Source organism: Mitsuaria sp. BK041 (assembly GCF_014193085.1).
In the GTDB taxonomy this organism is placed as follows: domain Bacteria; phylum Pseudomonadota; class Gammaproteobacteria; order Burkholderiales; family Burkholderiaceae_C; genus Roseateles.
In genome coordinates this window covers 3,661,557-3,673,979 of record NZ_JACHYT010000001.1, presented here as the reverse complement: position 1 = coordinate 3,673,979, position 12,423 = coordinate 3,661,557, and the positions used below count along the sequence as shown (strand labels likewise).

The 12,423-nt window shown below is 70.7% G+C and carries 15 protein-coding genes; 1 reads left to right on the top strand and 14 read right to left on the bottom strand.

Translation table 11 applies throughout. The features are described 5' to 3' along the window. Window positions 1–32: 32 nt before the first annotated feature. The 8 genes from FHT38_RS15555 to FHT38_RS15520 all read right to left on the bottom strand — a co-directional run bounded on the left by FHT38_RS15555 (window position 33) and on the right by FHT38_RS15520 (window position 7,029). Entirely contained in the window at window positions 33–518 is a 486-nt protein-coding gene (locus FHT38_RS15555; RefSeq protein WP_183492303.1) for a hypothetical protein, read from the bottom strand. Window positions 519–531: 13 nt separating this feature from the next. Next, on the bottom strand, window positions 532–1,629 hold the full coding sequence (locus FHT38_RS15550) for a tetratricopeptide repeat protein (RefSeq protein ID WP_183492302.1): 1,098 nt from the start codon (window positions 1,627–1,629) through the stop codon (window positions 532–534). Between the two features lie 9 nt (window positions 1,630–1,638). Continuing rightward, complete coding sequence (locus FHT38_RS15545) at window positions 1,639–2,928, bottom strand: NRAMP family divalent metal transporter (protein WP_183492301.1); 1,290 nt, start codon at window positions 2,926–2,928, stop codon at window positions 1,639–1,641. 112 nt (window positions 2,929–3,040) lie between these two features. Further along, window positions 3,041–3,232: a hypothetical protein gene (locus tag FHT38_RS15540; protein WP_183492300.1), complete on the bottom strand. Its 192-nt coding sequence runs from the start codon at window positions 3,230–3,232 to the stop codon at window positions 3,041–3,043. 35 nt (window positions 3,233–3,267) lie between these two features. Beyond that, a complete protein-coding gene (locus FHT38_RS15535; RefSeq protein WP_183492299.1) occupies window positions 3,268–3,576 on the bottom strand; it encodes a class IIb bacteriocin, lactobin A/cerein 7B family in 309 nt (102 codons plus the stop codon). A 219-nt stretch (window positions 3,577–3,795) separates the two neighbouring features. Then, window positions 3,796–4,314, bottom strand: a complete 519-nt coding sequence (locus FHT38_RS15530) for a cysteine hydrolase family protein (RefSeq protein ID WP_255488702.1) — start codon at window positions 4,312–4,314, stop codon at window positions 3,796–3,798. Window positions 4,315–4,584: 270 nt separating this feature from the next. Then, entirely contained in the window at window positions 4,585–6,216 is a 1,632-nt protein-coding gene (locus FHT38_RS15525) for a phosphoethanolamine transferase (protein ID WP_183492297.1), read from the bottom strand. A gap of 117 nt (window positions 6,217–6,333) precedes the next feature. After that, on the bottom strand, window positions 6,334–7,029 hold the full coding sequence (locus FHT38_RS15520; RefSeq protein ID WP_183492296.1) for an arylesterase: 696 nt from the start codon (window positions 7,027–7,029) through the stop codon (window positions 6,334–6,336). Between FHT38_RS15520 and FHT38_RS15515 the strand changes: the two genes are divergently transcribed. Then, window positions 7,028–7,723, top strand: coding sequence for an ABC transporter ATP-binding protein (locus tag FHT38_RS15515; RefSeq protein ID WP_183492295.1), 696 nt, complete (start codon window positions 7,028–7,030; stop codon window positions 7,721–7,723). The two genes, FHT38_RS15520 and FHT38_RS15515, sit on opposite strands and share 2 nt — an antisense overlap. A 138-nt stretch (window positions 7,724–7,861) precedes the next feature. Here the strand turns inward: FHT38_RS15515 and FHT38_RS15510 are convergent, their stop codons facing one another. The 6 genes from FHT38_RS15510 to FHT38_RS15485 form a co-directional block, all read right to left on the bottom strand. Beyond that, window positions 7,862–8,422 carry a DUF2062 domain-containing protein gene (locus tag FHT38_RS15510; protein ID WP_091734054.1) on the bottom strand — a complete coding sequence of 187 codons (561 nt, stop codon included), beginning with the start codon at window positions 8,420–8,422 and terminating at the stop codon, window positions 7,862–7,864. Between the two features lie 125 nt (window positions 8,423–8,547). After that, window positions 8,548–9,345, bottom strand: a complete 798-nt coding sequence (locus FHT38_RS15505) for a peptidylprolyl isomerase (protein ID WP_091734053.1) — start codon at window positions 9,343–9,345, stop codon at window positions 8,548–8,550. Window positions 9,346–9,417: 72 nt separating this feature from the next. After that, window positions 9,418–9,744 carry a BolA family transcriptional regulator gene (locus FHT38_RS15500; protein ID WP_183492294.1) on the bottom strand — a complete coding sequence of 109 codons (327 nt, stop codon included), beginning with the start codon at window positions 9,742–9,744 and terminating at the stop codon, window positions 9,418–9,420. Next, entirely contained in the window at window positions 9,741–10,388 is a 648-nt protein-coding gene (locus tag FHT38_RS15495) for a septation protein A (RefSeq protein WP_091734050.1), read from the bottom strand. Before FHT38_RS15495 ends, FHT38_RS15500 begins: the two co-directional genes overlap by 4 nt. A 22-nt stretch (window positions 10,389–10,410) precedes the next feature. Further along, complete coding sequence (msrB, locus tag FHT38_RS15490; protein ID WP_091734049.1) at window positions 10,411–10,866, bottom strand: peptide-methionine (R)-S-oxide reductase MsrB; 456 nt, start codon at window positions 10,864–10,866, stop codon at window positions 10,411–10,413. Next, on the bottom strand, window positions 10,863–12,386 hold the full coding sequence (locus FHT38_RS15485; RefSeq protein WP_183492293.1) for a YdiU family protein: 1,524 nt from the start codon (window positions 12,384–12,386) through the stop codon (window positions 10,863–10,865). The genes msrB and FHT38_RS15485 overlap by 4 nt, the downstream gene beginning before the upstream one ends. Between the last annotated feature and the right edge of the window lie 37 nt (window positions 12,387–12,423).

Here is a 12,423-nt window from a genome sequence, read left to right as displayed (position 1 = left end):
CGCCGTGGCGCGCCAGCGCCAGGGCCAGCGCTTCAGGGCTTGAGGAAGTCGTTCTCGACCCAGGCGGCGGCGCTCGCCTCGGTCAGGCGGAAGTTGGCCGCCACGCGCACCTGGGCGACCAGCTCGTCCTGCTCGTCGCGGGCGCTCAGCAGCGCATAGGGGTTGTCCTCGTCCGGGACGATGTCCAGCAGGATGTGCAGCCGTCCGGACCCGGTGTCCAGCTTGAGGCTCTTGTGCAGCTGGGCATGCAGCTGCTGCTCATGGCGGCGCAGGACCTCGGAGGCGGCCTTCACCAGCGTGTGGAAGGCCGCCGCGTCCAGCGGCTTGGGGTTCTTCTTGTCGCGGCCCATGGTCCAGGGGCCGACCAGCGCGGGTTCGGACTCGCCGGCCAGCGTCATCGCCACGGCCCAGCCTTCGTCGTCTTCGTTCTTGATCACCTGCGCGGTCCAGCGCTCGTCGCGCCACAGGCGGGGTTCCTGGATCGGGGTGGTGGTGTCGTCGGGGAGATGCGTGCTCATCCGGACGAAGGTATCACGCCGCCGTCAGCGAAAACATGTGCGCGTCCCACGCCGAGCCGTCGGTGCCGCGGATGCGCTGGCGCAGCAGGCCCTCGTAATGGGCGCCGCAGCGGCGCGCGACCGCCAGGCTGGCCGCGTTGCCGTCGGCCACGACGATCTCCACGCGGGCGAGCTTCAGGCGCTCGAAGGCATGGCGGCTGAGCGCCCGCACCGCGGCCGAGGCCGCGCCCTGGCCCTGGCAGGCGCTGCGCACCCAGTAGCCGAGGTTGCAGAACGGATGCACCGGATGCAGCGAGTTGAGCCCGCCGGCGCCGATGAAGGCGCCGGTGTCGCGGTCGAAGATGCCGAACTCGAAGGCGGTGCCCGACTGCCAGCCGCGCGCGCAATGGTCCAGCCATGCGGCGCCGTCGCTGGTGGAGAAGTCCGCGTGGGCCCAGGCCATCCAGCGGCCGATGGACACGTGGGACTCACGCACCGCGGCGACCAAGTCCGGCAGGTCGCCGGGCCGATAGGGGCGCAGCAGGAAACGACCCTCGACGAGCTCGACCGGCGCGGGACCGGTGGGCGCGGCGTCGCCGTCGTCCCAGACCTCGCCGGCAAGCTGCCGGGCGCAGGCCAGCAGCGAGCGGTTGTAGCGCGACAGGCGCGGCGCCAGCGTGGCCAGCGCGAGCCCGGCGGCCTCGGCGCCGCGGCCCTGGGCGGCATAGGTGAGCGCGAGCAGCGCGCGGGCCTCGTCATGCAGCGGGCGGTCGTGGCCGGGCTGCATGTGGTGGGCGAGCTCGCCGGCGAGCAGCGCCTCGCTCTCGTCCAGCCGCTGGAGCCAGCGCAAGGTGCTGCCCAGCTGGATCACCGCGCGGGTGCGCCGGTAGGGATCGAGCTGGCCGCTCTCGAGCGCGGCGCGGTAGAGCGGCTCGGCTTGCGCTTCGAGGCCGGCGGTGTCACGCGCGCAGGCGCGTTCGAACAGGGCGCGACCGTCGTCGGCGGGGCGCTCGGCGGCAAGCGCGTCGATCTCGGCGACCAGTTGCGCGCCGGACAGATCGGGGGCGCGGCGCCAGACCTCGTCCAGGCGCAGGGTCCAGGCGTCGTGCAGCGGGGCGGTGGGGGTGCTCATCGGGGCAGTCTAGCGACCGGCCCCGAGGGTGCTGGAAGTCTGCAGGGCGATCATCGCGAGCGTCGCCAGCGCCATCGCGGCGGTGGCGAGCCAGCCCAGCGTGCGCCACAGCGGCGGCATGCGCAGCGCGCCGACGATGGACGGATGGGAGGCGGCGATCATCACCGTCACCATGATCGGCACCGAGATGACGGCGTTGATCACCGCCGACCAGTAGAGCGCCTTGATCGGGTTGAAGCCGGCCAGGCTCAGCGCCAGGCCCAGCAGCATGGCGCCGCCCAGGATGGCGTAGAAGGCCTTGGCGGTGCCCGGCGGGCGGTCGAGCCCGCGCCGCACGCCGGCCAGCGTGGCGACCGCGTAGGCCGCCGAGCCGGCCAGCACCGGCAGCGCCAGGAAGCCGGTGCCCACGATGCCGGCGGCGAAGAGCACGAAGGCGAAGTCGCCCGCGACCGGTCGCAGCGCCTGGGCGGCCTGGGCGGTGGTCTGGATGTCGCTCACGCCGCGGGCGTGCAGCGCCGCGGCGGTCGCCACGATCATGAAGAACGCGATCAGGTTGGAGAAACCCATGCCGACCAGGGTGTCCGTCCGCAGCCGCCGGAACTGCCGCTTCGCCTGCTCCGGCGCGACGGCGAGCGGGCGGTCGGCGTCGATGCGGCGGATCTCCTCGGCTTCCTGGCCGGCCTGCCAGAAGAAGAGATAGGGGCTGATCGTCGTGCCCAGGATCGCCACGACCATGGTCGTGCATTCGCGGTCCCAGTGCATCGCGGGCAGCACCAGCGAGCGCAGCGCCAGCGCCCAGTCCGCCTGCGCGGCGAATCCCACGCCGACATAGGCCAGCAGCGACAGCGTCAGCCACTTGAGCAGCCGCACGTAGCGCTCATAGGGCAACAGGACCTGCAGCAGCAGCGACAGCAGCGCGAAGGCGACGATGTAGGCGCCCGGCGGACCGCCGACGGCCAGGCTCATCGCGTCGCCCATCGCGCTGAGGTCGGCGCCGAGGTTGATCACGTTGGCGACGACCAGCAGCCCGACCAGCGCCATCACCAGCCAGCGCGGGCACAGCTTGGCGAAGTTCTCGGTCAGGCCCTTGCCGGTGATCCGGCCGATGCGCGCGCTGGCGAGCTGGATGCCCACCATCAGCGGAAAGGTCACCAGGATGGTCCAGCCGACGGTGTAGCCGTACTGCGCGCCGGCCTGCGAGTAGGTCGCGATGCCACTCGGGTCGTCGTCGGCGGCGCCGGTGATCAGGCCGGGGCCAAGCTGGGCCCACCAGGGGCGGCGGATCGGGTCCTTCGGCAACCGGCATCTCCCGCTCTGACGATGCGGAGCTTGTGGCAAGCGCAATGCCCGGCGGCCAAGGCGCCCCGCCTGCGGCGTTCCGGCAGCGCGGGGTGCCCACGGGGCGGCGGGTTCAGTGGCCTTCGCATCTCCCGCGCCGAGCGGGGCGACGGCGCAGCAGGCGGCGCAGTCCGTGGAGGAGCCCCATGATCGCCAACTGCGTCGTGCCCTGCATCGCCGCTTGAGCCCAGAAGCCGTCGCCGAATGGATGGGTCAGCCGCTGGTTGATGAGGCTGGCCGCGATCGCCGATAGGAAGAGGATCACCCACGGCGCCCGCTGAGCGCCGCATTCCGTGCGATTCACTTGGACTGGACGGGCTTGCTCAGCTGGTCATAGGCCCAGCCGCCTCCCGCCGTCAAACCTGCGCCGATCACTCCTTGGTGGAAGACCCGCACAGCCAGGGAGATGGCACCGATCCCGCTGGCGCCTGCTACAGCGCCGGTCGCCGCGCCACACAGGCCCGCAGTGATGACAGCGCCCGGGTTGCCGCCAGTGATCGCTGTCGCGGCGGCGGCACCCACGCCACCGATGACCGCGCCAATGGCCGCGCCCACGGGGCCGACGCCGCCGTGCACTTGATCGATCTCCGCTTGAGTCAGTTCTTGCATTTGTTCACCTTGATGAGTTGAGGAACGGTTCGAAGTTCTCCGGGGCCCTGTCCGGCAAGGTGCTTCAGACCTGCCATGGGGGCGATGCGGAGGTCTTCATCCTCGGACCGGCAGCGCCGGGCGGCCATGACTCCGGCTGGTGGACTTCCGGTCAGGTCCGACTGGTGTCGTGAGGCCGCCCACCGAAACGAGTGGCAGGCGGATCAGCGGCGCGCCGACTCACGCGCGCCGCGTCGACGGCGCGATGCTGGCCTTCAGCGCCTGGCGGATCCAGTCGAGCGCCGCGTGCTTGCGCTCCGGGCTTTCAGCAGCCGTGCAGTCGGCCGGCACCCAGACGCGGTAGCCACGCACGTAGGCATCCATCGCCGTGCACTGGACGCAGTAGTCGGTCGCCAGGCCGGTGATGGCGAGTTCGCGCGCGCCCAGCTGCGCCAGCAGCAGTTCCAGCGGCGTGGCGTGGAAGCCGGAATGCCGCGGCTTGAGCACCATCAGGTCCTCTTCGTCCGGCGCCAGCAGGCGCGCCAGCTTCGCGGCCGCGCCGCCGCCGCGCCGGCATTCGCGCAGCAGCGTGTGGAAGTCCGAGCGCCATTGGCCGAAGTTGTCGTTGACGTAGAGCGTGCAGAAGCCGTCGCGGCGGTAGCGCCGCTTCAGCGCGGCGGCGGCGGTCGCGGCCTCGATCGCCGCCGGCGCGAGCTCCTCCGCACCGTCGAATTGCAGCGGGTTGATGAAATCGACCAACAGCAGGACTTTTCGCGAGGCGGCGGCCATCACGCCCCCCGGTTCGACGTCGACCGACCGCGCGAGACGCGGCGATTGGCTCGGCGCTCGGGGCCCGCCAACGGGGCGAGGACGGTGAGGGGGACGCTCGCGGATCGCTTCATGCCGTGCTCCTTGCTGACGAAGGAAACGGCAAGCGGAATGCCCGCGTGAAGCGGCAAGGCCGCCTTGGGTGCTGTGGGCGCCGGTGGGCACGGACGCGCGGCGTGCGCCGCGACCGCCACGGGCCGGCTAGCGCTCGAACGCGATGTCCTTCACCGGCAACGCGGGCGGCTCCCAGGCGTAGGCGACGTGGAGCACATTGCGCTCGTCGCGCATGCCGGTCCAGCGCAGCCGCATCAGGTCGGCGAGCGTCCAGCCGGCCCAGTCGGCGCGGAAGGGGCGGGCGGCGGTGGGCGCGTCGAACGCCGCGTCGCTGCGCCACAGCAGCGCCGGGATGCGGTAGCCCGACGCCGTGCCCGGGCTGTGTCCCGCGTGGTCCAGCGTGTGGCCGACTTCCTGGCCGTGGTCCGACAGGAACATCCACGCGGCTCGGCCGCTGGCGGGCAGGTGACGGCGCGTCATCCGCAGCGTCTCGGCCACGATGCGGTCGTGATAGCGGATGGCCGCGTCGTAGTCCTGGCGGAACTCGCGGACCCAGGCGGCGCGGCCGTCGCGCGTCATCGCGGCATCGACGGCGTCTCCGCCCGCGTCGAACGGATGCTCGCCCGGCGGCATCCGCAGCCGGTAATGCGGATGCGCGCCCAGCAGGTGCACCACGACCAGCTTGCGCTGCGCGGGGTCGGCCAGCGCCTGTTCGACCTCGTCCAGCAGCTCACCGTCCAGCGAGCCCGACGAGCGTCCCGGCTGCCGGTTGATCATCTCCACCGTGTCGGCCAGCCGCGCATGCTGCTGGTCGACCGCCACGTCATCGTGATTGCTGACCCACCAGACCTTGTAGCCGGCGCCCCGCGCCAGCGCGAGCAGGTGCTGCGTGCCGCCGGCCGGGTCGTCCTCGTCGCGCTCGCCGAAGCTGAACAGGCCGGCGAGCGAGGCGACCGTCGTCGCCTGCGTCGACCACGCGTGCAGCAGGGTGAGCAGCCGGGCGCGTTCCTCCTGGCTCAGCGCGACCAGCTCCGGCGTCGTCGACCGGGCATAGCCGTAGAGGCTCATGTTGTCGCGGTTGACGCTCTCGCCGAGCACCAGCACGACGGTCGACGGCGCGTCCGTCGCCACCGCGGGCGACGCGGCCTGGGCGTTGCGCATCAGCCGCGCGCGCTGCAGCTGCTGGTCGCCCCACGCGGCGCGCAGGTCGAGGACCTGCTGCGTCCAGGCGGGCCAGAACAGCAGCGGATGGTGCCGTCTCCACGGCTTGCTGAGGTGGGCGAGGGCGCACAGCGCCAGCAGTCCGACCAGCACGAGGCGCGCGGGCCGGGACAGCGCCACCGGTGCCCGCGTCGCGCGATGGATCGCGACGCCAGTTAGCGTCAGCGCGGCCAGCAGCGCGAGCAGCGCTGCGCTCATCGCGGGCAATTGCGAGCCCAGGTATTCGAGCGATTCACGCGGCGAGGTGTTCGCGATCGCCCCCAGCACCAGCGTGCTGTCCGGCGCGGCCTGGTACTGGTGCTGGAGGAAGGCGCGCAGCGCGCCGTCGATCAGGAAGCCGGCCAGCGCCGCGAAGGCAACCACCGCACGCACCTGCCGCCAGGCCGGGCCGGCGACCGGCCAGCACAGCCACAGCAGCACCGGTAGGGCGAGCAGCATCATCTGCCAGGCACGGCGTCCATCATGGCCGGCCGCGATCGCGGCCGCGCAAGCGGCGCTCAGGAACAGGACCGGGATCCAGGCACGGATCCCGACGGAGAAGGGCTTGAAGGCGAACATCGGCACGGGTCGAAGGCGAGCGGGCGCGAGTCTAGGAGATCTCGCGCGGGCCTCAGCCGGCGATCCCGCCGCCGGCCCTCGCATTTCCCGGAGCACCGGCGCGGCCGGTGCGTTTCGTCAAAGCATCGGTCGCAGGACTTGCCAGACGTTGTCGAGCATCACCGGATGCGCCTTGGCCAGCGGATGGATGCGGTCGCCCTGGAACCAGTCCGCCGCGTCGGCCCGGTCGGCCACGCCGGCCAGCAGGAAGGGCTGCAGCGGCACCTTCTCCGCCTGCGCGACCGTCTTGAAGCTGTTCTCGAAATCGCGCGCATAACTCGCGCCCATGTTCGGCGGAATCTGCATCCCGACCAGCATCACCTTCGCGCCGGCCGCCTTGCCGGCCTGGACCATCGCCGCGAGGTTCTCGCGCGTCATCTTGAGCGGCAGCCCGCGCAGCGCGTCGTTGCCGCCGAGCTCCACGATCAGGTGGGTCGGCCGATGCTGCTGGAGCAGCGCCGGCAGCCGCGAGCGCCCGCCGGAGGTGGTGTCGCCGCTGATGCTGGCGTTGATCACCTCGGCGGCCAGCTTCTGCGCCTTCAGCCGCGCCTCCAGCAGCGCCACCCAGCCGCTGCCGCGGGCCAGGCCGTACTCGGCCGACAGGCTGTCGCCCAGCACCAGGATGCGACGCGGCGCCCGGGCCGCGGCCGCGCCGCCTTCGGTGCGGCCTTGCGCCGCGACAGGCCCGGGCAGGGCCCCCGCCACGGCGAGGGTCGCGACACAGGCGCTACAGTGCAACATCCATTCACGGCGGCGCATCTGCGGTTGATTCATGGCTCAGAACATCCTCGAAGTCGATCACGTCAGCAAGTCGGTCCAGGATGCCGACGGCGTGCTGACCATTCTGCATGACATCAATTTCCAGCTGCAGGCCAGGGAGTCGGTCGCCATCGTCGGCGCCTCGGGCTCGGGCAAGAGCACGCTGCTGTCCATCCTCGCGGGCCTGGACACGCCGTCCGAAGGCACGGTGCGGCTGCGTGGGCAGGACATGTTCGCGCTCGACGAGGACGGCCGCGCCGCGCTGCGCGGCGCGCACCTGGGCTTCGTGTTCCAGAGCTTCCAGCTGTTGGCGCACCTGACGGCGCTGGAGAACGTGATGCTGCCGCTGGAGCTGCGCGGCGAACGCGATGCCCGCACGCAGGCCCGGCAGATGCTCGAGCGCGTCGGGCTGGGGCAGCGGCTGTCGCACTATCCGCGGGTGTTGTCCGGCGGCGAGCAGCAGCGCGTGGCGCTCGCGCGGGCCTTCGTGCAGCAGCCGGCGCTGCTGCTGGCGGACGAGCCCACCGGCAGCCTCGACTACGCGACCGGCGAGCAGGTGATGGCGCTGATGTTCGAACTCAACCGGGAACTGGGAACGACGCTGGTGATGGTCACCCATGACCAGGCCATCGCGGCGCGCTGCGAGCGGCAGCTCAGGATCTCGGCAGGGCATCTGCAGGACATCACGATGGCGGATCTGCCGGCGTGAGGCTGTCGGCCTGCTGAGACCGGTGCGTTGGCCGCTGGGCCATGGGGCCCCGGCGGCAAGCGCCGGAACCCCAGGGCCCACCGTCCCCAACCAGCGGTGTCCTTCGGCGGTTTTGAGACCGAGGACGGCGGGGGAGGATCAGAGGCGCAGCGCGCGTTCGCGCAGGCGCCGCCGGCGCTCGAGGCGGATGACGGCCCACCAGCCGACGTAGACCACGACGTAGAGCGTCGCGCCCAGCAGCAGGCCCGCCAGGGGCAGGCCCGCCAGCAGCGGCGCGCCGAGCTCCGACAGCCACTGGCCGATGGCCGGCCACCAACTGGCTGGATCGCCCCAATTGAGCGCCAGTTCCCTCGGCGCGGAAATCGGACCGTGGATGCCCAGCACCTGGCGGCCCAGGAAGATCGCCAGCGTCCAGATCGGCACCAAGGTCAGCGGATTCGTCAGCCAGGTGGCGGCAATCGCCGCCGCCACGTTGGCGCGGCACACGATCGCCACGACGGCCGCCAGCAGCATCTGCGTCGGCAGCGGGATCACGCCCACCGCCAGCCCTAGCGCCGCCCCCAGCGCCACGCGCCGGCGGTGCGCCACCCACAGCCAGGGCCGCTCGCGCAGGTAATGGCCGAGCCACTTCAGTCCCTTGGTCTGTTCCAGGGACTCCGGCGAAGGCAGCAGGCGGCGGGCAAGTCGGGAAGCCGTCATGGAGGAGAGCTCAGAGGGGCGCGATGCCCGCGGACATGGGGAACGTCAGATGTGAAAAGCCCGCGCGGCTGCCAGGCAGCGGCGCGGGCTTCGAACGGTACAGCAAAGACCGGTCGGAACGACGATCAGTTCGCGGAGAACTTGTAGTCGGTCTTGGCCTTGGTGCGCAGTTCTTCCTGGAACTCCGCGACCTTCTGCTGCTGCATGCGCTGGATGATCTGGCCCTTGACGTCGTCGAAGGCCGGGAACTGCGCCTGGCGCGTCTCTTCCAGCTTGATGATGTGGAAGCCGAACTGCGACTTGACCGGCTCCTGCGTCATCTCGCCGGCCTTGAGCTTGGCCATCGCGGCGCTGAACTCGGGCACGTAGGCGTCCGGGGCGGACCAGCCCAGGTCGCCGCCGTTCTGGGCGGAGCCGGTGTCCTTGGAGTTCTTGGTCGCGACGTCCTCGAACTTCGCGCCGCCGTTGAGCTGCTTGATCAGCGCCTTGGCGTCTTCTTCCTTCTCCACCAGGATGTGGCGGGCGTGGAATTCAGTGCCGGTGGCCTGGGCCTTGAACTTCTCGTACTCGACCTTGGCGTCGGCTTCGCTGACCGGGTTCTTCTTGGCGTAGTCCGAGAACAGCTCGCGGATCAGCAGGGACTGGCGCGCCAGTTCCATCTGGTTCTTGTAGTCGTCGGTCTTGTTCAGGCCGCGCTTCTCGGCTTCCTGCAGGAAGATCTCGCGCAGGACGACCTCGTCCTTCACCTTCGATTCCATTTCCGGGCTGCGCGGCTGGCCGGCCTTCGTGATCTGGCTGATCAGCACGTCGGCGCGGGCCTTGGGCACGGGCTTGCCGTTCACGATCGCGATGTTCTGGGCCATGGCCGGCAGGGTCACGGCGCCGATGGCCGCCACGGTGGCGGCAAGCACAAACTTCTTCATGATGGGTAAAGGGCCTTTCGACTCCCGGGTGAGCGCGAACGCTCCAAAACAAAGCGCCGGCAGGCGGCGCTACTAGGGACCTGGTTTCTGCTGTTCGTCGGGCGCGCGGGCATCGATGGCCAGCGCGTGAATGCCCTTCTGCATCAGATCGGCGAGCGCATGATATACGAGCCGATGCCGCGCCACCCTGGGTAAACCGGCAAAGCGCGGGCTCACGATTTCGAGGTAATAGTGGCCGCCCTCGCGGGCACCGGCGTGGCCGGCGTGGTGGGCACTGTCGTCCCGCAGCGAGAGCGAGACCGGCGCCAGCGCGGCCCGCAGCCGGGCCTCGATCTCGATCGACGGCGTCGCCGCCGGGTTGGGCGCCGACGGGGGAGAAGATCCCGCGCCGCCGCTCATGGCTTGGTCTCCTCGGCCGGGGCCTCGCTCTCCTGCGGCAGGTGCCGGCTCATGTAGACGCCCTGGCCGAGCGTGAACAGCAGGATCAGCCCCGTCGACCCGAAGGCCTTGAAGTTGGCCCAGGCCTCGGTGCTGTACGAGTAAGCGACGTAAAGATTCGCAAAACCCATCGCGGCGAAGAAGGTCACCCAAGCCCAGTTCAGGCGCGCCCAGACCGGATCCGGCAGGTGCAGCTCGGCACCCAGCATCTTGCGCAGCAGGTTCTTGCCGAGGAAGAGATGGCTGACCAGGAAGGCCGCGGAGAACGCCCAGTACAGCATCGTCGGCTTCCACTTGATGAAGGTCTCGTTGTGGAAGTAGACGGTGGCCGCGCCCAGCGTCATCACCAGCCCCAGGCTGACCCACAGCATCAGGTCGACCTTGCGGCGGCGCAGCTTGAGGTAGAGCACCTGGGCGATGGTGGCGAACATCACGACCAGGGTGGCCAGCAGCACCGGCGCCTCGGTGGGGCCGACCTTGCCGCCGGACACCAGGAAACCCAGGTGCTCGGTCGCGAAGGCCGCTGCCCACTCCGGCTGCCCATCGGCGTACTTGAACGTGACGAAGAACAGCAGGAGCGGCAGGAAATCGAGCAACAGCTTCATTCAGGGACCAGTTCGGCAGCGCTCAGCGCTGGGGCTCGAAGTCTATCGCGGCCGAATTGATGCAGAAGCGCTCGCCCGTCGGTTCCGGGCCATCGGGAAAGACGTGGCCCAGGTGGGTGCCGCAGCGGTTGCAGCGCACCTCGACGCGCACCATGCCATGCGTCTTGTCGACGACGCGCTCGATGACCTCGGCGTTGATCGGCTCGTAGTAGCTGGGCCAGCCGCAGCCGGCGTCGAACTTGGTGTCGGCCTGGAAGAGCGGCGTGCCGCAGCCGACGCAGTTGTAGCGGCCGGCCTCCCAGTGGTCCCAGTACTTGCCGGTGAAGGCGCGCTCGGTGGCGGCGTGGCGGGCGACCTGGTACTGCGTCGGGTCGAGCTGCTCGCGCCACTGGGCATCGGTCTTCCGGACGGGGTAGGCGGTGTCGCGGTCGCGGTCGACCTCGGTGGCGTTCTCGGTGAACTTGTCGTAGCGGCTCATGATGAACAGGAAACCTCCAGCGTTTGCGCCCAGTCGGGCGGGAAGTCGGCGTCGGACGCCTGGGCGGGCGCGTCGAACGGGCGGCGCAGCACCTCCAGCAGCCGGCGCACTTCGTCGAAGTCGCCGGCCTCGGCCCGCTGGATCGCCGTCTCGGCCAGGTGGTTGCGCAGCACCACCGCCGGATTGACCGCGTCCATGCGAGCGGCACGGGTCGCATGTGCGTCCGCCGGCTCGATCTTCAAGCGCGCCGCGTAACGCCCGGCCCAGGCATCGAAGGCCGCGCGGTCCAGGAACAGGTCGCGCAGGGCCGCATGGGCGGGCGCCTCGACCGGCTGCGCCGGATCGAAGCCCGACAGGCGCCGGTGCGCGATCGTGTAGTCGGTGCGATGGGTGGCGAGCAGCCGCAGCCAGTCGTCGATCAGCGGGCCGTCCTCGCCGCGCTCATCGACCTCCGCGCTCAAGCCCAGCTTCGCGCGCATCGCGCCGAGCAGCGCGGCGCCGAAGCGCTCGCGGTAGATCTCCAGCGACTCGATCAGCGCATCGCCGGCCGCCTCGGCGTCGGTGTCGACGCCCGGCATCAGCGGCAGCAGCGCCTGGGCCAGCGCATGCAGGTTCCAGAACGCTACCTGCGGCTGGCGCGCGAAGGCATAACGACCCTGGTGGTCCGAGTGGTTGCAGATGTGGCCGGGGTCGAAGCCGTCCATGAAACCGAAGGGGCCGTAGTCGATGGTCAGGCCCAGCATCGACATGTTGTCGGTGTTCATCACGCCATGCATGAAGCCCACGGCCTGCCACTGCGCGACGAGTTCCGCGGTCTGCGCGGCGACCTTGGCCAGCGCGGCGGTGACGGGATTGGGCGCGGTGGCGCATTCCGGCGCGTGGTGGCGGATGAAGAAGTCGAAGAGCTCGCGCGTGCGAGCCTCCATCCCGTGGTGGGTGAAGTGCTCGAAGTGGCCGAAGCGCAGGAAGCTGGGGGCGACGCGGGTGACGACGGCGCCGGTCTCGACGCGCTCGCGCTGCACCTTCAGCGTGGTGGAGCCGGTGATGGCCAGCGCGCGCGTGGTGGGGATGCCCAGCGCGGCCATCGCCTCGGAGCAGAGGAACTCGCGGATCGACGAGCGCAGCACCGCGCGGCCGTCGCCGCGACGCGAGTAGGGCGTCAGGCCGGCGCCCTTGAGCTGCAGCTCGAAATGGCCGTTCGGGCCGTCGACGCCGCCCAGCAGCAGCGCGCGTCCGTCGCCGAGCTGGCCGGCCCACACGCCGAACTGATGGCCGCTGTACACGGTGGCCAGCGGCTTCATGCCGGGCAGCGGCGCGTTGCCGCTGAAGGCCTGGAGCATCTCGGGGCGGGTCCACCAGTCGGCGGACCAGCCCAGCAGGGCGGCGCAATCGGGGCTGGTGGCGACCCAGTGCGGGTCGGGGAGGCCGGTGCCGGGCAGCTCGGTGTAGAAATCCGGTCCCAGACTCGCGTATCGATGGGTCCAGCGGGCCGGCCCGGCCCCTTGCATTGGCGCATTCATCGGGGCAGTTTACCGAGCACCCCTTGGCCCCTTCGCA